This window comes from Streptomyces sp. GL_148 (genome assembly GCF_057834205.1).
The window spans coordinates 6,414,594-6,438,611 of record NZ_CM174396.1; the positions used below are offsets into that span (position 1 = coordinate 6,414,594).

General features: G+C 72.9%; 22 protein-coding genes and 1 pseudogene. 10 read left to right on the forward strand and 13 right to left on the reverse strand.

Annotation, left to right across the window (positions count from 1 at the left end):
• Positions 1-24: 24 nt before the first annotated feature.
• From AC3IYI_RS29380 to AC3IYI_RS29390, 3 genes are all read left to right on the forward strand, one after another.
• Positions 25-915 carry an AraC family transcriptional regulator gene (locus AC3IYI_RS29380; protein WP_489406507.1) on the forward strand — a complete coding sequence of 297 codons (891 nt, stop codon included), beginning with the start codon at positions 25-27 and terminating at the stop codon, positions 913-915.
• A gap of 156 nt (positions 916-1,071) precedes the next feature.
• Complete coding sequence (locus AC3IYI_RS29385) at positions 1,072-1,791, forward strand: AzlC family ABC transporter permease (protein WP_489406508.1); 720 nt, start codon at positions 1,072-1,074, stop codon at positions 1,789-1,791.
• Complete coding sequence (locus AC3IYI_RS29390) at positions 1,788-2,096, forward strand: AzlD domain-containing protein (RefSeq protein WP_243331856.1); 309 nt, start codon at positions 1,788-1,790, stop codon at positions 2,094-2,096. Before AC3IYI_RS29385 ends, AC3IYI_RS29390 begins: the two co-directional genes overlap by 4 nt.
• On the opposite strand, the gene AC3IYI_RS29395 is transcribed toward AC3IYI_RS29390, so the two are convergent.
• Positions 2,065-3,054, reverse strand: a complete 990-nt coding sequence (locus AC3IYI_RS29395; RefSeq protein WP_489406509.1) for a hypothetical protein — start codon at positions 3,052-3,054, stop codon at positions 2,065-2,067. The two genes, AC3IYI_RS29390 and AC3IYI_RS29395, sit on opposite strands and share 32 nt — an antisense overlap.
• Before the next feature lie 81 nt (positions 3,055-3,135).
• Here AC3IYI_RS29395 and AC3IYI_RS29400 point away from each other — a divergent pair, with 81 nt between their 5' ends.
• Positions 3,136-3,330: a DUF3046 domain-containing protein gene (locus AC3IYI_RS29400; protein WP_254386113.1), complete on the forward strand. Its 195-nt coding sequence runs from the start codon at positions 3,136-3,138 to the stop codon at positions 3,328-3,330.
• A gap of 358 nt (positions 3,331-3,688) precedes the next feature.
• The gene (locus tag AC3IYI_RS29405; RefSeq protein WP_489411719.1) at positions 3,689-4,783 is read left to right on the forward strand and encodes an AI-2E family transporter; all 1,095 of its coding nucleotides are present in this window, start codon (positions 3,689-3,691) and stop codon (positions 4,781-4,783) included.
• Here AC3IYI_RS29405 and AC3IYI_RS29410 read toward each other — a convergent pair.
• Positions 4,731-5,492, reverse strand: coding sequence for a Clp protease N-terminal domain-containing protein (locus AC3IYI_RS29410; protein ID WP_489406510.1), 762 nt, complete (start codon positions 5,490-5,492; stop codon positions 4,731-4,733). The two genes, AC3IYI_RS29405 and AC3IYI_RS29410, sit on opposite strands and share 53 nt — an antisense overlap.
• 78 nt (positions 5,493-5,570) lie before the next feature.
• On the reverse strand, positions 5,571-6,161 hold the full coding sequence (locus tag AC3IYI_RS29415; RefSeq protein ID WP_489406511.1) for a 2'-5' RNA ligase family protein: 591 nt from the start codon (positions 6,159-6,161) through the stop codon (positions 5,571-5,573).
• A 184-nt stretch (positions 6,162-6,345) separates the two neighbouring features.
• On the opposite strand from AC3IYI_RS29415, the gene recA reads away from it, so the two are divergent.
• From recA to AC3IYI_RS29430, 3 genes are all read left to right on the forward strand, one after another.
• Positions 6,346-7,470, forward strand: coding sequence for a recombinase RecA (recA, locus tag AC3IYI_RS29420; RefSeq protein ID WP_489406512.1), 1,125 nt, complete (start codon positions 6,346-6,348; stop codon positions 7,468-7,470).
• A gap of 3 nt (positions 7,471-7,473) precedes the next feature.
• Positions 7,474-8,109 (forward strand): recombination regulator RecX, encoded by a 636-nt coding sequence (gene recX / locus AC3IYI_RS29425; RefSeq protein ID WP_489406513.1) that lies wholly within the window; start codon positions 7,474-7,476, stop codon positions 8,107-8,109.
• Positions 8,110-8,226: 117 nt separating this feature from the next.
• Entirely contained in the window at positions 8,227-10,773 is a 2,547-nt protein-coding gene (locus AC3IYI_RS29430) for an FtsX-like permease family protein (RefSeq protein WP_489406514.1), read from the forward strand.
• A gap of 665 nt (positions 10,774-11,438) precedes the next feature.
• Here AC3IYI_RS29430 and AC3IYI_RS29435 read toward each other — a convergent pair.
• From AC3IYI_RS29435 to AC3IYI_RS29470, 8 genes are all read right to left on the reverse strand, one after another.
• Complete coding sequence (locus AC3IYI_RS29435; RefSeq protein ID WP_489411720.1) at positions 11,439-11,825, reverse strand: rhodanese-like domain-containing protein; 387 nt, start codon at positions 11,823-11,825, stop codon at positions 11,439-11,441.
• Complete coding sequence (locus tag AC3IYI_RS29440) at positions 11,816-12,361, reverse strand: cupin domain-containing protein (protein WP_489406515.1); 546 nt, start codon at positions 12,359-12,361, stop codon at positions 11,816-11,818. Before AC3IYI_RS29440 ends, AC3IYI_RS29435 begins: the two co-directional genes overlap by 10 nt.
• Positions 12,362-12,434: 73 nt before the next feature.
• Complete coding sequence (locus AC3IYI_RS29445) at positions 12,435-12,521, reverse strand: putative leader peptide (RefSeq protein ID WP_311318651.1); 87 nt, start codon at positions 12,519-12,521, stop codon at positions 12,435-12,437.
• A gap of 69 nt (positions 12,522-12,590) precedes the next feature.
• Positions 12,591-14,174 carry an FAD-dependent oxidoreductase gene (locus AC3IYI_RS29450; RefSeq protein ID WP_489406516.1) on the reverse strand — a complete coding sequence of 528 codons (1,584 nt, stop codon included), beginning with the start codon at positions 14,172-14,174 and terminating at the stop codon, positions 12,591-12,593.
• 212 nt (positions 14,175-14,386) lie between these two features.
• Positions 14,387-15,265 (reverse strand): amino acid ABC transporter permease, encoded by an 879-nt coding sequence (locus AC3IYI_RS29455; protein WP_489406517.1) that lies wholly within the window; start codon positions 15,263-15,265, stop codon positions 14,387-14,389.
• Positions 15,262-15,936 (reverse strand): amino acid ABC transporter permease, encoded by a 675-nt coding sequence (locus AC3IYI_RS29460; RefSeq protein WP_489406518.1) that lies wholly within the window; start codon positions 15,934-15,936, stop codon positions 15,262-15,264. Before AC3IYI_RS29460 ends, AC3IYI_RS29455 begins: the two co-directional genes overlap by 4 nt.
• A 116-nt stretch (positions 15,937-16,052) precedes the next feature.
• Positions 16,053-16,907, reverse strand: coding sequence for a glutamate ABC transporter substrate-binding protein (locus tag AC3IYI_RS29465; RefSeq protein WP_489406519.1), 855 nt, complete (start codon positions 16,905-16,907; stop codon positions 16,053-16,055).
• Between the two features lie 97 nt (positions 16,908-17,004).
• Complete coding sequence (locus AC3IYI_RS29470; RefSeq protein WP_489406520.1) at positions 17,005-17,790, reverse strand: amino acid ABC transporter ATP-binding protein; 786 nt, start codon at positions 17,788-17,790, stop codon at positions 17,005-17,007.
• A 284-nt stretch (positions 17,791-18,074) separates the two neighbouring features.
• Between AC3IYI_RS29470 and AC3IYI_RS29475 the strand changes: the two genes are divergently transcribed.
• Both AC3IYI_RS29475 and AC3IYI_RS29480 read left to right on the forward strand, forming a co-directional pair.
• Entirely contained in the window at positions 18,075-18,833 is a 759-nt protein-coding gene (locus AC3IYI_RS29475) for a response regulator transcription factor (protein WP_489406521.1), read from the forward strand.
• 12 nt (positions 18,834-18,845) lie between these two features.
• Positions 18,846-20,264, forward strand: a complete 1,419-nt coding sequence (locus AC3IYI_RS29480) for a sensor histidine kinase (protein ID WP_489406522.1) — start codon at positions 18,846-18,848, stop codon at positions 20,262-20,264.
• A 55-nt stretch (positions 20,265-20,319) separates the two neighbouring features.
• On the opposite strand, the pseudogene AC3IYI_RS29485 reads toward AC3IYI_RS29480, so the two are convergent.
• Positions 20,320-22,151: pseudogene (locus AC3IYI_RS29485) on the reverse strand (endo-beta-N-acetylglucosaminidase); the annotation flags it as partial.
• A 120-nt stretch (positions 22,152-22,271) separates the two neighbouring features.
• Positions 22,272-23,624 carry a glycoside hydrolase 5 family protein gene (locus AC3IYI_RS29490; RefSeq protein ID WP_489406523.1) on the reverse strand — a complete coding sequence of 451 codons (1,353 nt, stop codon included), beginning with the start codon at positions 23,622-23,624 and terminating at the stop codon, positions 22,272-22,274.
• Positions 23,625-24,018: the final 394 nt, after the last annotated feature.

The following is a 24,018-nucleotide window of genomic DNA, read 5'->3' on the forward strand; positions in this document are numbered from 1 at the left end:
CCGGGCCGGGCGCAGAATGGGGGGATGGGGACCGGGACCGGAGCGGACGAGGGCCGCCGGGAGTGGGCGCGGCACTGGCAGTACGCGGAACTGCCCGGGCTGGACCTCCTGCGTGCCCACTACGTACGCCACACCTTCCCGCGCCACGCCCACGACGGGTACGTCATCGCGGCCGTCACCGGCGGAGTCGAGGAGATCGGCCTGCCGGGAGACACCCTGCGCGCCGGGCCCGGCAGCGTGGTCCTGATCAACCCCGAGGTCCCGCACACCGCCCGCGCCGGGGTCCCCGAGGGCTGGGCCTACGCCACCCTCTACCCCTCCCGGGCGCTGATCACCGAGGTCGCCACCGAGATCGGGACGCTGCGCGGGACCCCCGGCTTCACCGCCGACATGGTCGGCGACCCGCAGGCCTCGCGGGCCATCACCGAGGTCCACCGGGCCGCCGAGGCCGGCAACGCGCTGGCCGCCGACACCCTGCTGCGCGGGGTGGTGGCCCGGATGCTGACCCGGCACGCCGGGCCGCTGCCCGCCCGTACGGCGGGCCGCGCGGGCGCCGCCGACGCGGAGCGGGCCCGGGCCGTACTGGAGGAGCGGATGGGGGAGCCCCCGTCGCTGGAGCAGCTCGCGGCGGAGCTGGGCACGAGCCCCTTCGCCCTGCTGCGGGCCTTCCGGGACCGGTACGGCATGCCCCCGCACACCTGGCTGACCGACGCCCGGGTCCGGCGGGCGCGCCGGCTGCTCGACGCCGGGATCCCGCCGGCCGAGGCGGCCGTCACCGTCGGCTTCACCGACCAGCCGCACCTGAACCGGCACTTCACCCGCATCGTGGGAGTGCCCCCGGGGGCCTACCGGCGGGGGCGCGGCGGTGTGCCGGGCAGCGCGGTGGATCCCGGGCCTGCCCGTCCCCGGGGCTAGGGCCTGTCGCCAGGCGTCGCGAGGCAGACGGGAGTTTGACGACAGGCCCTAGGCCGGGGCCGGCTCCGCGCGGGTGATCACTTCGTGCCGGGTGCAAGAACGTACAAGACCCGGATGGCGTGGACTGCGTACGTTCGGGGCGTGGGAGAACATCGGATGGTCATACAAGAAGAACTCGGCCGGGAGGCTCCCGGCGGGGCGCCCGTGGTGGACAAGCCGCGCGCGGCCGTGGTCCGGGACGCGCTCGGCGTCGGAGTGGCGGTCGGGCTGTCCGGGTTCGCCTTCGGGGTGACCGCCGCCGGGTCCGGGATCAGCACCCTCCAGGCCTGCGTGCTGAGCCTGCTGGTGTTCACCGGCGCCTCGCAGTTCGCGCTGGTCGGGGCACTGGCCGCCGGCGGGAATCCGTTCACGGCCGCCGCCGGGGCCTTCTTCCTCGGGACCCGCAACGCCTTTTACGGGCTGCGGCTGTCCCAACTGCTCGCACTGCCCCCGGGCGTACGGCCCTTCGCCGCGCACTGGGTGATCGACGAGACCACCGCCGTGGCCCTGGCCCAGCCCGACCGGAAGTCGGCCCGGCTCGGCTTCACCGTGACCGGGCTGACCCTCTACGTCTTGTGGAACCTCACCACCCTGCTCGGCGCGCTCGGAGCCGAGGCCATCGGGGACACCAGGGCGTGGGGGCTGGACGCCGCCGGGCCCGCCGTGTTCCTCGCGCTGCTCGCGCCGATGCTCAAGACCGGCACCGAGCGGGCCGTCGCCGCGCTCGCCCTCGTCCTCGGGCTGGGCCTGCTGCCCGTACTGCCCGCCGGGGTGCCCGTGCTGATCGCGGCGCTGGCCGCGCCGATCGTGCTGTGGATGAAGGGACGCCGCTCGTGAACGTCTGGATCGCCATCGGGCTCACCGTCGTCGGCTGCTACGCCGTGAAGCTCGCCGGACTGCTCGTCCCCGCCGGAGCCCTGGAGCGGCCCGCGGTGCGCAAGCTCGCCGCGCTCCTGCCGGTCGCGCTGCTCGCCGCCCTCACCGCGCAGCAGACCTTCGCCACCGGGCAGGAGCTCGTGCTCGACGCGCGCGCCGCCGGGCTCGCGGCCGCCGGGGTCGCGCTGCTGCTGCGGGCCCCGTTCCTCGTCGTGGTCGCGGCGGCCGTCGCCGTCACCGCGGGGCTGCGGGCCCTGGGAGGCTAGGGCTGCACCCCTCAGCCGCGCCGGGGAGCGGGCCGTACGCGCGCAGGGTCAGGAGCGCCTCCAGCGTGGCGATCGGGCGCCGCTCCAGCGAGCTGCCCGGCGCCCACGCCCCGCGGTGCACCGGCCAGCCGCCGTCCGGCTGCTGCCGGCCCGCCAGGAAGCGCAGCGAGCCGTACAGCTCCGCGTCCGTGAACCAGCCGCGGGCGAGGGACTCCGGGCGGCGGGCGAAGTCGTACGGGTACAGGTGCTCGTCCGGCGCACGGCCGGGGACAGGCGGGTCCGCGTCCTGCCGCGCGGGGTCCAGTACGACGAGCCGCTGCTCGCGGACGAGGCGCCCCAGCCGGTCGGCGGCCGCCGACGCCCGGGCCCGGTCGGGGACCCCGTCGAGGAAGGCCACCGCGCTCTGGATCTCGTACGGGTTCCAGTGGCGCAGGTTCTCCACCCGGTCCCAGCAGAAGTCCGTCGCCCGGAACAGCCACGCGTGCCACACCCGGTTGCGGTGCAGGATCCCGACGACGGGGCCGGTGGCCAGCAGGTCGCCCGGCGGATCGTCGTGCAGCGGGTGATAGGGGGCCGCGGGGTAGCCGCCGGAGGCCGGAGCCGTCGCCGGGAGCGCCCCGTCCGGGGTGGAGACCCGGATCAGGTGGGTGCAGAGCCGCTCGATGCGCTGTCCGGCGCAGCGGCCCAGGCCGTCCAGGACGCGCAGGGCGTGGGCGGTGTGCAGCGGGTGGCTCAGTGGACCGCGCAGGTCCGGGTCGAGGGCGTGGCCGTAGCCGCCGTCGCCGCCGAGGTAGGCGCCGAGGGCGGCATCGACCGGGTCGGCGTCTCCGCCGAGGAAGTGGAACGCGAACCGCCGCTGCTCCAGTACGCGGGCCGTGAGCCAGATGAACTGCTCGGCGCGGGCCAGCGCACTCGTCGCCGTCGGCGCCGCCGGGGCGCAAGCTTCGTCTCCAGGCATGCCAGGAACCGTAGGGGCCCCGGTGGCGCCGAGGTGGCCCGAACGGGGAGGGTGCACTCTCCGGGGCGGGATACTGGAGTCATGCGGTTGACGATTTTCTGGGAGCGGATGGCCGAGCACTTCGGCGCGGGCTACGCGGACTCCTTCGCGCGGGACCACGTCATGACGGAGCTCGGGGGACGCACGGTCCACGAGGCGCTGGACGCGGGCTGGGAGACCAAGGACGTGTGGCGCGCGGTGTGTTCGGCGGTGGACGTGCCCGCTTCGCTGCGCTAGGGCGGCCGTGCCCCGGTGGGTCCGGCGGACGTCTTGCGCCTGGTCCGGAGGCCGGTCCGGCCACGGGTTCAGGCGACGGGGCCGGCGATCTGTCTGCCGCCCGGTCCGCCCGGCCGGGGCGGGGTCACGGCGGCCGCTTCGTGGTTCACGGCGTCGGTGGGACAGACTGGTCGGCGTGGCAGCCAGTGATGAGATGACCGACCGGCCCGAAGACCTCCAGGGCCCGCCGCCGCCCCGCCCGGCGGCCCCCTCGGCCGCGGGCCCCTCGGCCGCGGGCCCCGTGACGGCGGCCCCCGAAGCGCCGGGTCCTGCAGAAGCGCCGGGTCATGCCGGGGAACCGGCTCCGGCGGATGCCCGGATGCCGCGCTGGCTGCCGCGCGCCGTGGTTCTCGTACTGGCCCTGGTGGCCTGTTTCCAGCTCGGCAGTTGGGCCTTCCACCAGCTCATCGGGCTGCTCGTCAACATCCTGATCGCGTTCTTCCTCGCGCTCGCGATCGAACCGGCCGTGGCCCGGATGGCGGCCCGCGGCATGCGCCGCGGGTGCGCCACCTTCCTGGTGTTCCTCGGGGTGTTCGTCGCGGCCGTCGGATTCGTCGTCCTGCTCGGCTCGGTGCTCGCCGGGCAGATCGTCGACCTGGTGGAGGGCTTCCCCGGCTATCTCGACTCGCTGATCGGCTCGATCAACGACACCTTCCACACGGACTTGTCCCGACTGGAGATCCAGGACAGCCTGTTGCACTCGGACTGGCTGCAGAAGTACGTGCAGAACAGCGCGACCGGCGTGCTCGACGTGTCCGCCACCGTGCTCGGCGGTCTGTTCAAGCTGCTGACGATCGGTCTGTTCTCCTTCTACTTCGCCGCCGACGGGCCGCGGCTGCGCCGCGCCCTGTGCTCCGTACTGCCGCCCGCCAAGCAGGCGGAGGTGCTGCGGGCTTGGGAGATCGCCGTCACCAAGACGGGCGGATACCTCTACTCGCGCGGGCTGATGGCGCTGATCTCCGGGATCGCGCACTACATCGTCTTCGCGGTGCTGGGCGTGCCGTACGCGCCCGCGCTCGCGGTGTGGGTGGGGCTGGTGTCGCAGTTCATCCCCACCATCGGCACCTACCTGGCGGGGGCGCTGCCGATGCTGATCGCCTTCACGGTCAACCCCTGGTACGCGCTGTACGTCCTCGGATTCGTGGTGGTGTACCAGCAGTTCGAGAACTACGTGCTCCAGCCCAAGCTGACCTCGAAGACGGTGGACATCCACCCGGCGGTGGCCTTCGGATCGGTCATCGCGGGCACCGCCCTGCTGGGCGCGGTCGGGGCGCTCATCGCGATCCCGGCCGTCGCCACGATGCAGGCCTTCCTCGGCGCGTACGTGAAGCGGTACGCGCTGACCGGTGCAGCGGACGCCTCTACTTCCCGGGATCGGCCGAGGCGCCGAGTACGGATTCCAGGGCGTCGTTGACCCAGTTCTCGACGATGTCCTTGTCCACGCCGAGGTCGCTGAGCGCCCCCGTTCCGTTCTCCAGCTCCAGGAGCGCGAGCAGGATGTGCTCGGTGCCCACGTAGCTGTGGCCGAGGCGCAGGGCCTCGCGGAAGGTGAGCTCCAGGGCCTTCTTCGACGCGGCGTCGAAGGGGACCAGCTCGGGGACGTCCTCCACGGCCGGGGGCAGGGCGGCGGTCACGGCGGCGCGTACGTCGTCGGCCGCGATTCCCTGGGCGGCGACGGCGTGGGCGGCGAGGCCGTCGGGCTCGGCGAGGAGTCCGAGGACGAGGTGCTCGGTGCGGATCTCGGTGTTGCCGGCGGCGCGGGCCTCGTTCTGCGCGGTGACCACCACGTTGCGGGCGCGGGGGGTGAAGCGGCCGAAGCCCTGGCTGGGGTCGAGTCCCGCGTCGCCCTCCTTGTCGGCCTTGGGCACGAAGCGCTTCTGGGCGGCCTGGCGGGTGACGCCCATGCTGCGGCCGATGTCGGTCCAGGAGGCGCCGGAGCGGCGGGCCTGGTCGACGAAGTGACCGATGAGGTGGTCCGCGACGTCCCCGAGGGCCTCGGCGGCCACGACTGCGCCGCTGAGCTGCTCCAGGGTGTCGGTGTGGACCTTCTTGATGGCCTCGATGAGGTCGTCGAGGCGTACCGGATTGGTCATGCGAACGGGTTCCACCGAAGGGTTCGTCATAGGTGCAACCCTAGGTTGACAGTCGAGCGGGTGTCAACCCCGGGTTGTCACTTTGCCGCGCTCGTCACTCTCCGGCCGTCACTCTCCGGGTTCCCGCAGCGTGAACCTCGCGCGCTCGTGCCAGGCCGTCCCGTCGTAGGCCACCAGGTCGACGGCGCGGACGCGGGCGGTGAGGGGGAGCCGGCCGTTCAGGTCCGCCTCGGCGGCGTCCAGGTCCGCCTCCGGGGCGCGCTGGGCCACGGTGAGGTGCGGGGCCGGGTCCGGGTAGCGACCGCCGTAGGGTCGGACCTCCGGCCAGCGCTCGGTGACCGAGAGGGTCAGCCGGCGCAGCGGGGCGTCCGGCTCGGGGGCGAGGTAGAGCATCCCCGGGAACCGGCCGGTCCGCTCGAAGCGCAGGTCGAAGGCGCGGTGGAGGTGCAGGGCCGCGGCGATCCCGGCGTGGACCGAGGCGTCGATCAGGCTCTCCGGGAGGAACGGGTAGAGCACGCTCACGTGCGCCGGGACCCCGGCCCCGGCCCGGGCCGCGGGGTCGATCCGGTCCCGCCAGTCCCGGACGACGGGTTCCGCTTCGGGTATCCGCACGATGAGCGCGGTGCGGCCGGCGGGGAACATGCTGGAGGTGGTGGCCGCGGTGTTCGTGGCGTCTGCGGTGTCCGTGGTGTCCGTCACGGGAGTGGATCATGCCACCCGCCGGTGTGGCGGACGGGTCCGGCGTGGCGCGCTTGACACGGAAATCGAACACGCATTCTTATGGGTTATCCACAGCCGAACCGGGCGTGGGACCGCGTTGTCAGTGGCAGGCGTTAGCGTCAATGGCGTGAAGCGATCGACTCAAGCAAATCGGGTGGAACCCATGGCAGGCAACGACCGCGAGAAGGCTCTCGACGCCGCGCTCGCACAGATTGAACGGCAGTTCGGCAAGGGTGCCGTGATGCGTCTCGGCGACAAGCCGAACGACCCCATCGAGGTCATCCCCACGGGATCGACCGCGCTGGACATCGCGCTCGGCGTCGGCGGGCTGCCGCGCGGCCGTGTGATCGAGGTGTACGGGCCGGAGTCCTCCGGTAAGACGACCCTGACGCTGCATGCCGTGGCCAACGCGCAGAAGGCCGGCGGCACCGTCGCCTTCATTGACGCCGAGCACGCGCTCGACCCCGAGTACGCCAAGGCCCTCGGCGTCGACACCGACAACCTCATCCTGTCCCAGCCGGACACCGGTGAGCAGGCGCTGGAGATCGTGGACATGCTGGTCCGCTCCGGTGCGCTGGACCTCATCGTCATCGACTCCGTGGCGGCCCTCGTGCCGCGCGCGGAGATCGAGGGCGAGATGGGCGACTCGCACGTGGGTCTCCAGGCCCGTCTGATGAGCCAGGCCCTCCGGAAGATCACCGGTGCGCTCAGCCAGTCCAAGACCACCGCGATCTTCATCAACCAGCTCCGCGAGAAGATCGGTGTGATGTTCGGCTCGCCGGAGACCACCACCGGTGGCCGCGCGCTGAAGTTCTACGCCTCCGTGCGCCTCGACATCCGGCGCATCGAGACCCTCAAGGACGGCACGGACGCGGTCGGCAACCGCACCCGCGTCAAGGTCGTCAAGAACAAGGTCGCGCCGCCCTTCAAGCAGGCCGAGTTCGACATCCTCTACGGCCACGGCATCAGCCGCGAGGGCGGCCTGATCGACATGGGCGTGGAGCACGGCTTCGTCCGCAAGGCCGGAGCCTGGTACACGTACGAGGGCGACCAGCTCGGCCAGGGCAAGGAGAACGCGCGGAAGTTCCTCTGCGACAACCCCGCCCTGTCCGACGAGATCGAGCGGAAGATCAAGGAGAAGCTGGGCGTCGGCATCCGCAAGGACGCCGCTGCGACGGCCGCCGTCGCGGCCGAGGCCGGCGCGGACGCGTCTGCCGAGACCGCTGCCGTGCCCGCTCCCGCGTCGAAGGCCAAGACCGCGGTCAAGGCCGCCGTCGCCAAGAGCTGACCCGTGTGGGAGCAGGAAAGGGGCGGCGCGGACGGCGGTGAGGACCGCCGCGAGGGCAGTCGCCGGGGCCGCCGCGAGAGCGGCGGCCGGGGAGGCCGCCGTGCGGAGGGCCGTGAGGGCCGGGAGGACCGCCAGGAGCTGCCGCCCCAGAGTCCCGAGGAGCAGGCGCGGGCGATCTGTCTGCGTCTGCTCACGGGGATGCCGCGCACCCGGCGCCAGCTCGCGGACGCCCTGGCCAAGCGGGACATCCCCGAGGAGGTGTCGGAGCAGGTCCTCTCCCGGTTCGAGGAGGTGGGCCTGATCGACGACGCCGCCTTCGCCGGGGCCTGGGTCGAGTCCCGGCACCGGGGCCGGGGGCTGGCCCGCCGGGCGCTCGCACAGGAGCTCCGTACCAAGGGGGTGGCACCCACCCTCGTACAGGAGGCCCTGGAGCAGCTGGACTCCGACCAGGAGGAGGAGACCGCCCGGGAGCTCGTGGAGCGCAAGCTCCGCGCGACCCGGGGCCTGGAGCGGGACAAGCGGATCCGGCGCCTCGCCGGAATGCTCGCCCGCAAGGGGTACCCCGAGGGCATGGCCCTGCGGGTGGTCCGCCGCGCACTGGAGGCGGAGGGCGAAGACGCCGACGATCTGACGATCTGACGGAGTGGCACGGGGCCGGGCGGTCGGCCGGGACCGCATGGGGTGGGGCTAGCCCCCGGCCGAGGACGCCGGGGCGCTCCAATGTCTCAAGGCGGCCCCGGCGGCAGAGTTTTCCCCATGATGCTGCGCTACGCACTCCAGACCGTCCGAGACCGCAAAGCCGGTTTCCTCGGCGCCTTCCTCGCCCTGCTGTGCGCGGCGGCCCTCGTGACCGCCTGCGGAACCCTCCTGGAGACGGGACTCCGCGGGACGATCGCCACCGAGCGCTACGCGGGCGCCCCGGTGGTCGTCTCCGCAGACCAGAACGTCCACGCGACGACGGTCAAGGAGAAGAAGGGCAAGAAGAAGACGAAGCACAAGGCCAAGCCCGTCGCCGAGCGGGCCTGGCTGCCGGCCGCCACCGTGGACACCGTCCGCGCGGTGCCCGGAGTCGAGCGGGCCGTCCCCGAACTCACCTTCCAGGCCGCGCCGCTCACCCGGGGCGGCCCGGGCGGCGAAGGCGCGAAGCCCTCGTACGGGCACGCCTGGAGCTCGGCCGCGCTCACCCCCTTCACGCTCGCCGAAGGCCGCGCCCCCCAGGGCGGTGACGAGGTCGTCGTCGACCGTGGACTCGCCGCCCGCGCGGCCCTGAAGCCCGGCTCCGAGCTCACCGTGCAGTCCACCGGCGCGCCCAAGACCTATACGGTCAGCGGGATCGCCGCCGCGGCCGGCGGGAGCCTCGCGCACCAGAGCTCACTGTTCTTCGGCGACGCCGAGGCGCAGCGCCTCGCCGCCCGCGAAGGCCGGGTCAGCGCCATCGGGGTACTGGCCAAGGCCGGCGTGGACGCCGGCGAGCTGGCCGGGCGGATCCGGCAGGCGCTCCAGGGCACCACCGCACAGGTGGCCACCGGCGACGAGCGGGGCCCCGTGGAGTTCCTCGACGCGGCCGGGGCCCGGATCAAGCTGGTCTCCATGGGCGGCGCGATGGGCGGTACCTCGCTCCTCGTGGCCGTCCTCGTGGTCGTCGGCACCTTCTCCCTGTCGATCCAGCAGCGCCACCGCGAGCTGGCCCTGCTCCGCGCCATCGCGGCCACCCCCGGGCAGCTGCGGCGCATGATCGGCCGCGAGGCGCTGCTCGTCGGGCTGGCCGCCGGAGTCGCCGGAGCCCTCGCCGGGCTGCCGCTGGCCGCCTGGCTGCACGGCCGGTTCGTCGACGCGGGAGTCGTCCCCGTGACCCTGGAGCGCACCGCCGGGATCTTCCCGATGATCGCCGCCGTCGGCGCGAGCCTGCTCGGAGCATGGGCCGCGGCCCGGATCACCGCACGGCGGGTGGCCCGCGTCCGTCCCGCCGAAGCACTGGCCGAGGCCGCCGTCGAGCGGAGCCGGCCCAGGTGGGCGCGGCTCGTCGCCGGGGCGCTGCTGCTGGCGGCCGGGGTGGTGCTGGTCGCCGTACTCAGTACGCTCCGCACCGAGCCGGCTTCGACACCGGTCACCTTCCTCGCCGTCGTGGTGCTCGCCGGAGCCGTCTCGCTGCTGGGCCCGCTGATCGTCAAGGGCGCGGCCGCGCTGCTCGACGGGCCGCTGCGGCTGGCCGGCCCCGGCGGCCGGCTGGCCACCGCGAACCTGCGCGGCAACGCGACCCGGATGGCCTCCGCGGTCACCCCGCTCACGCTGCTGATCGGGATGGCCTGCACCGTGCTCTTCGTCACCCCGACGCTCGGTGACGCCGCCCGGGCGCAGGCCCGTGAGGGCGTACGGGCCGAGTGGGTGCTCCAGGGACGGGGGCCGGGGGTTCCCGGCGCCGTCGCCGAGCGGATCCGCCGGACCCCCGGGGTCCTCGCGGCCACCGAGATCGTGCACACGTCGATCCGGGTGGGGCTGACGAAGTACGCGGCGCAGGGCGTGACCCCGGCCGGGCTCGACCGGACCTGGGACCCGGGGGTGACGGCCGGGAGCCTGGCGGGGTTCGGGGAGAAGAGCGTCGCGGTGAGTGACCTGGCCGCGGACCAGCTGGGCCTGAAGCCGGGCAGCCCGCTCTCGCTGACGCTGGGGGACGGAACGCCGGTCACCCTGACCGTGTCCGCGGTGTACGCGCGGGGGCTGGGCTTCGGGGACGTGACGCTGCCGCACGGTCTGGTCGCCGCGCACGTCGACGACCCGCTGGCTTCGAGCGTGCTGGTGGCGGGGCCGACGGCGCGGGAAGCGCTCGCCTCGGCGGTACGGGAGTACCCGGGCGTGGCCGTGCTCTCGGCGGCCGAAGCGGATGGCGCGCGGGCCGAACGGCAGGCGGCCGGGGCGGAGATCAACCTGCTGGCGATGGGCCTCGTCCTGGCCTTCACCGCGATCGCGGTGGCCAACACCCTGGCGATGTCCACGGGGGAGCGACTGCGGGAGTTCGCGATGCTGAGGCTCGCGGGGGCGACGCGTCGGCAACTGCGGGGGATGCTGCGGGTGGAGGCGCTGGCGGTGCTCCTGATGGGGGTGGTGCTGGGGTCGGGGATTTCGCTGGCGGTCCTCACCGCGTTCAGCGTGGGCATGACGGGGGCGGCGGCTGCGGTGGTGCTTCCGCTGGTGTACGGGGTGGTCGTGGGTGGGGCGGGGCTGGTGGCGCTGTGCGCTACGGGCTTCGCCGGGCGGGTGGCGATGCGGCCCCGGCCGGTGGACCTCGCGGCGGCCAAGGGCTAGGCCGTCGGCCTTGTGGCTCCGCCCCGGGCCCGTGTTCCCGCGGGCGTTTGCCCCCGGTCCCCTTGCGCCCCAGGCGCCGGCGGGCCGGGGGCGGCCTTGTCGGCCCGAACGCCCGCGGGTGTGCCGCTGCGCGGGGCGAAGTCCCCTACCCGGCCTTCGCCCGTTCCCCGGGCTCGGCCCGGACCCGGTCCTCAAACGCCGGACGGGCTGGGAGGGGGTACCGGGCTGCGCCCGGACCCGCCTGGGGCTCCGCCCCAGACCTCGCGCCTCAAACGCCGGCGGGGCTGGATTTTGGCCGGCCTCGGCTCGTACGTGCGCGTTGCGCGCGGTGCGCTGGATTGCCCGGAGGGCACTTCCGTCCCCGCATTGACACGCTCCGGTCCCGCCAAATTGAGCCTCGCCGGCGTTTGAGGCGCGGGGGTCCGGGGGCCGGCCCCCGTGCCACGGCGCCGCACGCGGCAACGGGTCCGGGGCGGAGCCCCGGGGAACGGGCGAAGGGTGGGTAGGGGAACTCCGCCCCGCAGGGCCGACCCACCCGCACCCGCCCACCGGAGCCCGGACCAGGCGGCCCTGGCGGCACGCCGACCCGCCACCGCCGGACGGAGTCCGGCGCAGCGGCGCGAAGCCGGTAAGGCCCGCCAGAGCCGCACCGCGCGAGCGACGCGTCAAAAGGGGGAGACGGGTAGGCCTGCTGCCTTCCAGGACTGGAAGCCGCCCGTGAGGTCCGTCGCGTTGGGGAGGGACAGGGCGTGGAGGGAGGCCGCCGCCAGGGTGGAGGCGTAGCCCTCGTTGCAGATGACGATGATGCGGACGTCGTGGTCCACCGCCTCCGGGAGGCGGTGGGAGCCCTCGGGGTCGAGGCGCCATTCCAGTTCGTTGCGCTCGATGATGAGCGCGCCCGGGATCAGTCCGTCCCGCTCGCGCAGGGCCTGGTACCGGATGTCGACCAGCAGGGCTCCGGTCAGGGACTCCGCGTGCGCCTGGGCCGGGTCCACGCGGGTGTACGTGGTGCGCAGCCGGTCGACCAGCGCGTCGATGCCGCTCACTGCCAGTCCGCCGGACGCTCGACCTGCTCCAGCGTGAGCACCGGGCCGGTGCGGCTGTAGCGGCGGATCAGGGGCAGCGGCGGGTAGTACGCGTGGACGGAGATCGCGTGCTCCGTCGCGGACTCGTTGAGCACCTCGTGCACGTGGTGCTCGCCGAAGGCCCGCCCGGTGCCCGCGCCCAGTGCGCGCGAGCGGTCCACGTCGGGGGCCAGGGAGAGGGACCGCCAGCCCTCCGAGGGGAGGCGGACCGCCAGGGAGTTCTCCGTGAGGCGCCCGCGCGCGGTGGTGAACGCGCCCCGCGACTCGGCGTGGTCGTGCCAGCCGGTGCCGGTGCCGGGCGGCCAGCCGATCAGCCAGGCCTCGCTGCCGCCCGGGCCGTCGAGCCGGATCCACGTCCGGCCCTCGGGATCGAGGGGGAGGGAGGCGATCAGTTCGGGGTCGGAGGCGATGCGCAGGGTGAAGGCGAGGAGATCCGCCGCCGAGATGGCCGGGGCGGCAGCCGCAGCCGAGGGCGCGGCGGGGGCGTGCGTGGGTGCAGACATGGAGGATGACCGTCCTGGGGGTTCGCGAGAGTGCGCGCAACATCCGCATGGGGGCGCGCGGGGGAAGGGCGAATCAGCAGGAAGGGCGACACACGCAGCCCGCATAGCGGAGCAGGTCCATATGGACCCTCCGCCACAGGCGTACGTCGTTGCCGGTCATGTCCGCGAGTGAAGCACGAGTCGACCGGAGGGTCAATCGATCATCGCTCGATGGATGGTCAATGAACGCTCAGTCGATGACGGGTGCGGCGGTGGGCAAACCCCTGGGCGCCGGGGCCGGTGCGGCGGCCGGTGCGCCGTGCCGGACCGCGTCCGCGGCCTCGTACAGCCCGGCGGGGTGGACCCCGGCGAACGTGGCCGCGAGATGCCCGTCCGGCCGTACGAGGAGCACGGTGTGCGCCGCCGCCCCCGGGTAGCCGTCCGCCACGAGCAGCTCCGCCCGGACCGGCAGCGCGGCCACCGCCGCCGCGAGGCGGGGCATCAGTCCGGCGCCCAGCCAGTGCCGCCGGTCCCAGACCCCGGTGCCCGGGGCGACGAGGACGACGAGCAGCCGGCCCCGCCCCAGCTGGTCGCGCAGCGGCACCGTCGAGCCGTCGGGCGCGGTCACCGGGACGTTCGCGACGGGACCGCCCGGCTCGGTGGCGGTGGGCACGTCGTCGACGGCCACGGGCGGGGCGTACACCGGCTCCGCGCCGAGCGGGCCGCGCCCCAAGTGGCCGTCGGTCAGGAGCAGTTCGGCGGCCCGCGAGGCTCCGGGGAGGTACGTGCGCAGCCCGCCCCCGGTGCGCAGCACGGGCATGGCCTGGTCGGCGGCGCGCAGCCGGGCGGCCACCGCCCTGCGGCGCTCGGCCTCGTAGCTGTCGAGCAGCTCCTCGGAGGCCCCCTGGTGCCAGGCGAGGGAGAGCTTCCAGGCGAGGTTCTCGGCGTCCCGGAGCCCCTCCTCGACGCCCTGGGTGCCGAGCGCGCCGAGCAGGTGCGCCGCGTCCCCGGCGAGGAAGCAGCGGCCGTCGCGCCAGCGCCGGGCGAGCCGGTGGTGCAGGGTGTGGACCCCGGTGTCGAGGAGCTCGTACGGGGGAGTCGTGCCCCCGCACCACAGCGCGAGGCTGTCGCGGATGAGCGTCACCATCGCGTCGGGGGTGACGAGGTCCCCGCGCGACGGGAGCAGCCAGTCCAGCCGGTACACCCCGTCGGCCAGTGGCCGTGCGGTGACCTCCTCCGGCGGGCTGCGGTCCAGCAATGCCTCGCCCGGCCAGGGCAGTTCGGTGCGCAGGGCGGCCACGGCGTGCCGTTCGACGGCGGTGCGGCCGGGGAAGCGGATGCCGAGCAGCTTGCGCACGGTGGAGCGGGCCCCGTCACAGCCGACCAGGTGGCTCCCGCGCCACCACGTGGTCTCGGCGCCCCGGGTGTGGGCGGTGACCCCGCGGTCGTCCTGCTCCAGGGCGTCGAGTTTGCTCTCGGTGACCAGCTGGACCAGGGGGTGCGCGGCGGCGGCGTCGCGCAGTCCGCGGGTCAGGGCGTGCTGGGGCAGGTGGATCGGGGCCGGGCCGTCCTCGAAGGTGATCCGCTGGGACTCGCGGCCGCGCCGCATGGTCCGCCAGGCGGTGAAGTACGCGCCCTCGTCGCGCAGCGTCGTACAGCCCAGCCGGTGCACCATCGCGGCGGTGTCGGCGTGCAGGGCGACGGTGCGGGCGGGGCGGGGCTCGTCCTTGCCGGATCCCTCGTCGAGCACGACGCAGGGCACGCCCTGGCCGGCCAGGGCGAGGGACAGGGACAGCCCGACGGGCCCCGCGCCGACGACGATCACCGGGTCCATGATGTGGCTCCCGGTGTCCGGTATGTGATCACAGAACGTATGCAACCCACTGGAGGTGCCTGCGTCAAGTGACGCCGGTCCGGACAATGCCGAGTGGTGCGGCGGATGAGTTCCGCCGCACCACACGTGTCCCGCCAGTGTACTGACCGGCTGTCAGGCCGGATGCCGGACGCGGGTTCGAGCAGATGTCCGATGCCGCGCCGGGAGGACGGTCAGACGACGCCGGTGTTCTCGCCCGCCTCGAACTGGCTCACCGGAACGATCGCGTCGGTGGTCCGCTTCGACTTGCGCAGGCGGCCCTCCAGCCAGGAGGCGAAGGAGGTGAGGGCGAAGTTCACCGCGATGTAGATCGCCGCGATCACGATCAGGGTCGGGATGGTGTTGCTGTAGTTCGCCGAGATCTGCCGGTACTGGGTCAGCAGTTCGGCGAGGCCCAGGACCGCACCGCCGATGGCGGTGTCCTTGAGGATCACCACGAGCTGGCTGACCAGCGCGGGCAGCATCGCGGTCACGGCCTGCGGGACCAGGACGTAGGTCATGACCTGGCCCTTGCGCATGCCGATCGCCTTCGCGGCGTCGGTCTGGCCCTTCGGCAGCGACTCGACGCCGGCCCGGACGATCTCGCCGATGACCGCGGAGTTGTACAGGACCAGCCCGGTGACCACCGCGTACAGCGGCCGCACCTCGGAGTCCACCCCGGTGTACTGCACGTAGAAGGCGGAGCCGAAGAGCATCAGCATGAGTACCGGGATGGCCCGGAAGAACTCGACCCAGGTGCCCACGATGCTGCGTACCCACGCGTGGTCGGAGAGCCGGCCCATGCCGAGGAGGGCGCCCAGCGGCAGGGCGATCACCATGGAGATGGCGCCGGCCCGCAGGGTTTCGCCCAGTCCGGGGAGCAGGAACGTCGTCCATACCTGATCGTCGGTGAAGAAGGGGCTCCACTTGTCGGCGTCGAGCTGGTTCTTGTCCGCCAGGGCGGACAGCACCCACCAGGCGACGGCCGCGGCCACGACGAGGAAGATCCCACTGTAGATCCAGTTGCGCGCCTTGGCCTTGGGGCCCGGGGCGTCGTACAGCACGGAGGTCATCGCTTCACCGCCACTCGCTTGGCAACCCAGCCCAGGAGCAGGCCGGTGGGCAGGGTCAGAAGGACGAAGCCGAGGGCGAAGACGCCGAAGACGGCGAAGAGGTCCTGCGGCTCGTTCTCGACCATCTCCTTCATCAGCAGCGCGGCCTCGGCCACGCCGATCGCCGCGGCCACCGTGGTGTTCTTGGTGAGGGCGATGAGGACGTTGGCGAGCGGCGCGATGACCGCCCGGAACGCCTGGGGGAGCACGATCAGGGTGAGCGTCTGGAGGAAGCTCATGCCCAGGGCGCGGGACGCCTCGGCCTGGCCGACCGGGACCGTGTTGATGCCCGAGCGGATCGCCTCGCAGACGAAGGTGCCGGTGTAGGCGATGAATCCGAGGACCGCGAGCCGGAACCCGATCTCCTTGAAGGTGCCGCCGCCGAGGGTGACGCCGAGGGTCTGGTTGAGGCCCAGCGATGACCCGATGATCAGCACGGTCAGCGGGGTGTTGCGCACGAGGTTGACGTACGCGGTGGCGAAGCCCCGCATCAGCGGGACCGGACTGACCCGCATCCCGGCCAGTACGGTGCCCCAGATCAGGGACCCGACGGCCGAGTAGAGGGTGAGCTGAACCGTCACCCAGAAGGCTCCGAGCACGTCGTACTGCCCGGAATCAAGAAAATCGAACACGATGGCCTGCGCTCTCCCCAGGATGGCCAGGTGGGCCGGTGGGGCACGGCGCCGCCCGCGGCAGGCGGGCGGCGACGCTCCTCACCGATGGATCGGCCGGCGGACCGGCCGCCGGGTCAGCTGCCTTCGGTGACCGCGGGCGCCGGCTCGGCCTTGTAGCCGGCCGGGCCGAAGTTCTTCTCGATGGCCGCGGCCCAGGCACCGTCCGCCTCCATCTTCTTGATGGCGGCGTTGACCTTGGTCTGGAGCTCCTTGTCGCCCTTCTTCAGACCGATGCCGTAGTTCTCGTTGCTCAGGCTCAGCCCGACCAGCTTGAACTTGCCCTTGTTCTTGTCCTGCGCCGCGTAGCCCGCCAGGATCGAGTTGTCCGTGGTCAGGGCGTCGATGGTCTTGTTCTCCAGGCCGGTCAGGCACTCGGAGTAGCCGCCCACCTGCTGCAGGTCCGCCTCGGGGGCCAGCGTGGTCTTGACGTTCTGCGCCGACGTGGAGCCGGTGACCGAGCAGAGCTTCTTCTTGTTGAGGTCCTCGGCCTTGGTGATCGAGGTGTCGTCGGCGCGGACCAGCAGGTCCTGGTGCGCGAGGAAGTACGGGCCGGCGAAGTCGACCTTCGCCTTGCGCTTGTCGTTGATCGAGTAGCTCGCGACGACCAGCTTCACGTCGCCGTTGGCGATGAGGTTCTCGCGCTCGGCGCTGACGGCCTGCTTGAACTCGATCTGGTCCGGCGCGTAGCCGAGCTCCTTGGCCACGTAGGTCGCCACGTCCACGTCGAAGCCCGTGAACTTGCCGTCGGGGGTCTTGAGGCCCACACCCGGCTGGTCGAACTTGATGCCGATGACGATCTTGTCCTTCTTGGCCCCGCCCGACGCGCCGGCGTCGCTGGCGGTCTTGTCGCTGTCGCCGCCACAGGCGGTCGCGGTCAGGGCGAGAGCAACGGCGATGGCGGCGGCCGCGCCGACCTTGGAGAGCTTCATGGTGGACTTCCCTCGGAGTGAGACGTGAGACAGACGTGAAGTGAGACGTGCCGTGCTGGACGACGATCCGTCACCGGATCACTACCAGATACGAAGGTCAGTGGTGCAGGATCTTCGACAGGAAGTCCTTGGCCCGGTCGCTCCGCGGGTTGCTGAAGAACTGCTCGGGGGTCGCCTCTTCGACGATCTTCCCGTCGGCCATGAAGACGACCCGGTTGGCGGCGGAGCGGGCGAAGCCCATCTCGTGCGTGACGACGACCATGGTCATCCCCTCCCGGGCGAGCTGCTGCATGACCTCCAGCACCTCGTTGATCATCTCCGGGTCGAGGGCCGAGGTCGGCTCGTCGAACAGCATCACCTTCGGCTCCATCGCCAGCGCGCGGGCGATCGCCACGCGCTGCTGCTGGCCGCCCGAAAGCTGCGCCGGGTACTTGTCGGCCTGCGAGCCCACGCCCACCCGGTCGAGGAGGGACTTGGCCTTCTCCAGCGCGGCCGCCTGATCCGTCTTGCGGACCTTTAGCTGGCCCAGCATGACGTTCTGCAGAACCGTCTTGTGCGCGAAGAGGTTGAACGACTGGAAGACCATGCCGACATCAGCGCGCAGCCGGGCGAGTTCCCTGCCCTCCGAGGGCAGTTCCTTGCCGTCGAGCGTGATGGTGCCCGAATCGATGGTCTCCAGGCGGTTGATGGTCCGGCACAGCGTGGACTTGCCCGACCCCGAAGGGCCGATCACCACGACGACCTCACCGCGGGCAATGCTCAGATCGATGTCCTGAAGCACGTGCAGCGCGCCGAAGTGCTTGTTGACGTTGCTCAGCACGACCAGGTCGTCCGCGGCACCGGCCGCGTCCCGCACGTCCTTGGTCACTGATACTCCGCTCATCGGCTTGTGGCTCCGTCCTCCTCGGTTGGGAGGACAGTAGTGATGTGGTGCGCACACCGTCATTACATCTGAGGGAGAATTGAGCATAACGATCCGGCCTCGCACCGATACGCTCCGTACCCGCGGGTCCCCCGCACGGGTCGTAGCAGTACCGGGTGCGTAACGGAAGCGCCCTCGGACCGGAACCACCTTGACGTGGGAGTCCGCATCGGCGTGGATGCTTGATGGCCCATGATGACCGCGAAGCGAACGTGAAGGGATCAAGAGATGGAGAGGGGGACGACATGAGACTGCTGCTCGTCGAGGACGACGACCACGTCGCCGCCGCCCTGTCCGCGATCCTCGCCCGGCACGGCTTCAAGGTCACCCATGCCCGCAGCGGTGAGGAGGCCCTGCAGGCCCTGCTGTCGGCGGGCGCACCGCCCGTGGCCGCTCCCTACGGGGTGATCCTGCTCGACCTCGGCCTGCCCGACCAGGACGGGTACGAGGTGTGCGGCAAGATCCGCAAGCGCACCAGTACGCCCGTCATCATGGTCACCGCGCGGGCCGACGTGCGCTCCCGCATCCACGGACTCAACATGGGCGCCGACGACTACGTCACCAAGCCCTACGACACCGGCGAACTCCTCGCCCGCATCCACGCGGTGGCCCGTCGTACCGGCGTCTCCGAGGAGGCCGCCGCCGGCCCTTCGGGCACGCCCGGCGTGGTCGACCTCGGGGCCGTCGGCATCGAGCTGTCCACCCGCCGGGTCAGCGTGGACGGTGTCGACGTACCGCTCACCCGCAAGGAGTTCGACCTGCTGGCCCTGCTCGCGCAGCGCCCCGGCGTCGTCTTCCGCCGCGAGCAGATCATCAGCGAGGTCTGGCGCACCAGTTGGGAAGGCACCGGCCGGACCCTCGAGGTGCACGTGGCCTCGCTGCGGTCCAAGCTGCGCATGCCGGCGCTCATCGAGACGGTCCGCGGCGTGGGGTACCGGCTCGTCGCACCGCCCGCCCCGACGGCCCCCGCCCCGCCCGCCGCCTCCGCCCCGCCCGCCGTCTAGCGGTCACCCGTCGTGCGCGCCCGTCTGCTCCCGCTGCTCGTCGTCCTGATGGCGGGCGTCCTGCTCGCCCTGGGCTTCCCGCTCGCGGTGGCCCTCGCGGCCGGGCAGCAGCAGCGGGTGGTCGTCGACCGGATCGACGACAGCGCCCGCTTCGCCGCGCTCGCCCAGTTCGTCATCGACGCCGAGGGCTCGAAGTCCAGCGGAGCCGACGAGCGCCGCGAAACCCTCCAGCACGAACTGGTCCGCTACCAGGAGCTGTACGGGATCCGCGTCGGCATCTTCCGCAGGGACGACAACGCCATCGCCCGGTCCCCCAGCTGGTGGGTGGTTCCGGCTGAGGGGGAGGGCCGCGAGGCCTTCAAACAAGCGCTCGCCGGACGGCGCAGCCACGATCCCGGCCAGGTATGGCCCTGGCAGACCAACGGCAAACTCCTCGTCGCCTCCCCCGTCGTCCTCGACGGGGACGTGGTCGCCGTGGTCGCCACCGAGTCGCCCACCAGCCAGATGCGCGGCCGGATCCTGCGGGGGTGGCTGCTCATCGTCGCCGGGCTCGGCGCGGCCATGCTCATGTCCTTCGGCGCCGCCCTGCGGCTGACCAGCTGGGTGCTCAAGCCCGTGCAGACCCTGGACGCGGCCGCCCACGGCATCGCCACCGGGCGGATGAACTCCCGTGTCGCGGCGGGTGGCGGGCCCCCGGAACTCAGGCGCCTGGCCCGCTCGTTCAACGAGATGGCCGACAACGTCGAAGAGGTACTGGAACAGCAGCGCGCCTTCGTCGCCGACGCCTCCCACCAACTGCGCAACCCGCTCGCCGCACTGCTCCTGCGGATCGAGCTGCTCGCCCTCGAACTGCCCGAGGGCAACGAGGAGATCGCCTCCGTACGGACCGAGGGAAAGCGTCTGACCCAGGTCCTGGACGACCTGCTCGACCTGGCCCTGGCCGAGCACGCCACCGCCGAGATCTGCCTGATAGACATCGCGGGGCTGGCCGCGGAGCGGGTGACCGCCTGGCGCCCGTACGCCGAGGAGAAGGGCGTCCGGCTCACCGGGACGGGGCGCAGCGCCGCCACCGGCTGGGCCGACCCGATCGCGCTCTCCAGCGCGCTCGACGCCGTCATCGACAACGCCCTGAAGTTCACTCCGGCGGGTGAGGCCGTCGAGGTGGCGCTCTCCGTGGAGCGCGACCAGGTGCTGATCGTGGTCGCCGACCGGGGCCCCGGGCTCACCGAGGAGGAGCTGCTGCGGATCGGGGACCGGTTCTGGCGCAGCGGACGCCACCAGAACATCAAGGGCTCCGGGCTCGGTCTCTCCATCTCCCGCATCCTGCTGGCCGCGGGCGGCGGGTCCCTCTCCTACGAGCAGAACCCGCCGCACGGGCTGCGCGTGACGGTGGCCGTCCCGCGCACCGATCCCTCCGCTAGCCCCGAGTGAACCGCAGAGTCATCAGCTCGAACGGACCGCCACCCTCTCGTTGCACGTAGGCCTTGCCGGACTGCTGGGCCGAGGCGGACACGGCCGGGGTGCCCGGAGTCGCCGGGCGGGGCCGCGCGGCGGCCTCGCGTACCGTCACCGCTCCGAGTCGCCAGCGCACCGCCTGCTTCCCGCGTCGGGTGATCCGTACAGCCAGACCGTGGGCGGTGCGGCCCGCCAGCTCCGACAGCCGGACCCTGGTCGTGCGCCACCCCTGCCCGGTCCCGAGGGTCTGCGCCTTCAGCCAGGTGTACGGGACCTCCTGCCCCGGGCCGGACGGCTCACGGGTGGCCACGCCCAGCTCGACCGTCACCGGGCCCGACTCGGTGCGGTGCACCAGCTCGGCGACGCAGGAGCGGGTCAGCGGCAGCCGCACGGCGTGCAGTCCCACGGCGGCGGGCGCAGTGAGGTCGCCGGTGACGAGCAGGCTGGAGCCGCCGCGCCAGGCGCGGGCGAAGTCGAGGGTGACCTCGGGGCGGGTCCCGGTGGTGTGCACGGCCCAGCGGCGGCCCGGGAGCCGGTCCTGGAGGCCGAGGTGGTTCCATCCGGTGTCGGAGACGGGCTCGCCGTTCTCGTACCAGCGTTCCCCGTGCCCGGTGTTGAAGGAGCAGGCGAAGGGCAGTGCGGTCACGGTGGACCGGTCGGCGACGACGGTGGCGGGGGCGCGCCAGGCGTCCTCGGGGGAGGGGTGGGCGGGATCCAGGGACTCGCCCGTCCAGAACCGGTCGTCGGCGCGGTGGAAGGCGCCGGGGGAGCGGTCGGCGAGGTGGTTCCGGGTCCACTCGGGCCGGTAGAAGCCGTAGGAGACGATGTGGTCGCTTCCACGCGGGGCGATCGCGTCCCAGTTCACCTGGGAGTTCCAGCCGTTGGACTCCATGTCCACGGCCGCCCACAGCTCGTGTCGGCTGCGCCCGAGCCGGTCGGCGAGGTCGCCGGAGGCGGCGGGTTTCGCCGGGGTCCAGCGGAAGTCCACGAACACGGTGTCCGCGACCTTGCCGCGGCGGTCCTCGTAGAACTCCTGGTTGAGCTCGTTGAGCGCGCCCTGCCAGCCGACCCCGCCGGTGGAGTTCATCGCGTCGTACCAGGTGATGGCGAGGCCGTGCGGTTCACCGGCGGCGCGCAGGGCGCGCAGGAACCGCTGCATCCGGGCGGCGAGTTCGCTGTCGCCGCCCTCGGTCTCGGCGTTGACGAACCAGCCGTCGAACCCGTACGCCCGCGCCACCTCCACCAGCTTCTCGGCGACCGGGAACCGGCTGAGGGAGTCCCGCCGGACCAGGTCGCGGGTCCACTGGAGGTCGCCGCCGTAGGGCACGGTCCGCAGGAACACGTTGCCCATCACCCGGACGCCGTTGCGGTGCGCGGCGTCGGTGACGGGCGCGTTCGGGGCGAGCACGATGCCCTCGGCGCAGGAGCCGCCCCAGAAGACGAGCTCGTCGATGTACGCCCAGTGGGTGAGGGCGTAGTAGTCGGCGGTGGGGGAGCCCTGCGCGGGATTGCCGGCCGTGTTCCCGAAGGAGACGAGCGAGGCGATACGGGCCTGGCCGGCGCGCGCCGTGGTGTGTTCGGCGGCACCGGGGTGAAGCGGGGCGCCAGCGGCACGGTGGCGGTGTTGTAGGCCAGATCGGGGTCGGACTCCGGGGTCCAGCGCATCAGGGAGCGCCAGGTGATCCCGGGGCCCGGGGTCCCGGCGGGCAGCGAGTCCGGGAACCAGTACGAGGCGTACGGGGACAGGTCCGCGGGCGGCCCGGCCGGCGCGAGGGAGGCGGCCGGGGCGGCCACCGCGGGGGCGGCCGTCCCGCAGAGCAGGGTGGCCGCGCCCGCTCCGGCTCCGGCTCCGGCGAGCAGCATCCCGCGCCGGGTCGGGCGCGGGGAGGCGGGGCGGGGCGGGGCGCGGTCGGGCGGTTCGACGTTCGAGGTTCGACGCCGTTGTCGGTCTCGGACATGAGGGGTCTCCTCGGTAGGGGCCGGTCAGGCCCGGGTGTGGACGTCGGACACGTGCAGTACCTCGGTGATGCCGCGGGCAGCCAGGTGCTCCGCGTCCCCGGCCAGCTCCGCCAGGACCACGGCCGGCCGGACCCCCTGGGCGGTGAGCGCCGCCCAGGCCTCGAAGAACGCCCCGCCGGGGGCGCACACCGAGCGGTTCGGCGCGGACTCGGCGCCGCCGACGTCCACGGCGAGCGCGGTCCTGCGGACCGCCGGGCGGTGCTCGCGGCCCCGCCACTCCCCGGTGATCCTGGCGATCACCTCGCCGGCGGGCTTGGTCCGGCGGTCGTTGGTGAGCAGGCCGAGCCCGTACTCCAGCTCGGGGAAGTCCGCGAGCTCCCGGGACACGTCGTGCGAGCACCACCAGGTCACGCCCCACAGGCCGGGGCAGTCCAGGGCGTTCGCCACGGTCGCCTCGGTGAAGGAGGCCGCGTGCTCGGGCTGGATCAGCGGCGCGGGCGCGCCCACCTCCTGGAGCCAGACCGGGCGGTGCGGATCGCGGGCCCAGGCCTTGGAGAGCTCGATCAGGTACGCGGCGTGGTGCTCGGTCGCCGTCCCGGTCCGGCCGTGCCGCTGGGCGGTGCCGTTGAACACCCAGGAGTGCACGGCGGTCGCGGCGCCCAGCCGGGCCGCCTGGGCCACGGTGAAGGGGTGGCCGTCCTGGTACCAGGCGGCGTCGTACTCGGCGTGCAGGTGCATGAGGCCCGGCGCGCCCGCCTCGCAGGCGGCGAGCATCCGCTCCAGCCAGCGCCCGGCCTGCTCCCGGGTGATCCGGTCGGGGGAGGGGTGCGGGTCGTCGGAGAACTGGTTGATCTCGTTGCCGACCGTCATGCCCAGGAAGTTCGGCCGGTCGGCGAGGGCGGCGGCCAGTGTGCGCAGGTACTCCTCCTGCCCGGCGACGACCTGCGGATCGCTGAAGATGTTGCGCCGGTGCCAGGTGCCGGTCCACGCGGGCAGGAAGTCGAAGCTCGACAGGTGCCCCTGGAGCCCGTCCACGTTGACGTCGAGCCCGCGGTCGGCGGCCGCGTCGGCGAGGGCGACGAGCTGCTCGACGGCGCGCGGCCGGATCAGCGTCCGGTTCGGCTGGAACACCGGCCACAGCGGGAAGACCCGTACGTGGTCCAGGCCGAGGCCGGCGATCGAGTCGAGGTCGGCCTTGACCTCGTCGAGGTCGAAGTCGAGCCAGTGGTGGAACCAGCCGCGCGTCGGCGTGTAGTTGGCGCCGAAACGCAGGGCGCGGGCGGGGGCGTGAGCGCGGGTGTGGGCGGGTGCGGGTGCGGGTGCGGAGGCGGGGGCCGGGGCCGGGGCGGGTGCGGAGGCGGCGTTGCCGTCGTGCATGAAGGGTCCTGGAGTTCAGGGGGAATTCGCGGGATGCCCACAACCTGCCGCCTGTGCGGGGGATAAGTCAACAGGATCCATATCTCCGAACGTCCCGACTTGGCGGGATGAAAGTCCTGACCTCCACGGCTCTGCTACTTATGCGCTTCAGGCCAGTTGACAGACGGGTTCCGGTCGCCCGAAGCTAAGCACACTAATGCGGTTTAGTTGTTGGTGGACGGTGTTGTCCCACAGGGAAGTGTGCAGAAATGGGCAGCGGAATTACCGTCACGAAGGTCACCACCCCGGCCCTCTTCGCCGGCCCGCCGGAAAACCCCTCGCAGATCGTCCGGGTCCGCATCCGCAGGGCCCGCCCGGCCGGCCCGTTGCACGTGGCGGTGCACGGCGACGGCAT

What these genes read in the sequence shown, in the direction of transcription:
- recA (WP_489406512.1), top strand. Translation starts at nt 6,346, where the DNA reads ATGGCAGGCAACGACCGCGAGAAGGCTCTCGACGCCGCGCTCGCACAG.
- AC3IYI_RS29475 (WP_489406521.1), top strand. Translation starts at nt 18,075, where the DNA reads ATGAGACTGCTGCTCGTCGAGGACGACGACCACGTCGCCGCCGCCCTG.
- AC3IYI_RS29445 (WP_311318651.1), bottom strand. Translation starts at nt 12,521, where the DNA reads ATGACCGGCAACGACGTACGCCTGTGGCGGAGGGTCCATATGGACCTG.
- AC3IYI_RS29490 (WP_489406523.1), bottom strand. Translation starts at nt 23,624, where the DNA reads ATGCACGACGGCAACGCCGCCTCCGCACCCGCCCCGGCCCCGGCCCCC.
- AC3IYI_RS29410 (WP_489406510.1), bottom strand. Translation starts at nt 5,492, where the DNA reads ATGACGAACCCTTCGGTGGAACCCGTTCGCATGACCAATCCGGTACGC.
- AC3IYI_RS29470 (WP_489406520.1), bottom strand. Translation starts at nt 17,790, where the DNA reads ATGAGCGGAGTATCAGTGACCAAGGACGTGCGGGACGCGGCCGGTGCC.
- AC3IYI_RS29380 (WP_489406507.1), top strand. Translation starts at nt 25, where the DNA reads ATGGGGACCGGGACCGGAGCGGACGAGGGCCGCCGGGAGTGGGCGCGG.
- AC3IYI_RS29450 (WP_489406516.1), bottom strand. Translation starts at nt 14,174, where the DNA reads ATGGACCCGGTGATCGTCGTCGGCGCGGGGCCCGTCGGGCTGTCCCTG.
- AC3IYI_RS29405 (WP_489411719.1), top strand. Translation starts at nt 3,689, where the DNA reads ATGCCGCGCTGGCTGCCGCGCGCCGTGGTTCTCGTACTGGCCCTGGTG.
- AC3IYI_RS29430 (WP_489406514.1), top strand. Translation starts at nt 8,227, where the DNA reads ATGATGCTGCGCTACGCACTCCAGACCGTCCGAGACCGCAAAGCCGGT.
- AC3IYI_RS29395 (WP_489406509.1), bottom strand. Translation starts at nt 3,054, where the DNA reads ATGCCTGGAGACGAAGCTTGCGCCCCGGCGGCGCCGACGGCGACGAGT.
- AC3IYI_RS29455 (WP_489406517.1), bottom strand. Translation starts at nt 15,265, where the DNA reads ATGACCTCCGTGCTGTACGACGCCCCGGGCCCCAAGGCCAAGGCGCGC.
- AC3IYI_RS29400 (WP_254386113.1), top strand. Translation starts at nt 3,136, where the DNA reads ATGCGGTTGACGATTTTCTGGGAGCGGATGGCCGAGCACTTCGGCGCG.
- AC3IYI_RS29385 (WP_489406508.1), top strand. Translation starts at nt 1,072, where the DNA reads ATGGTCATACAAGAAGAACTCGGCCGGGAGGCTCCCGGCGGGGCGCCC.
- AC3IYI_RS29465 (WP_489406519.1), bottom strand. Translation starts at nt 16,907, where the DNA reads ATGAAGCTCTCCAAGGTCGGCGCGGCCGCCGCCATCGCCGTTGCTCTC.
- AC3IYI_RS29440 (WP_489406515.1), bottom strand. Translation starts at nt 12,361, where the DNA reads ATGTCTGCACCCACGCACGCCCCCGCCGCGCCCTCGGCTGCGGCTGCC.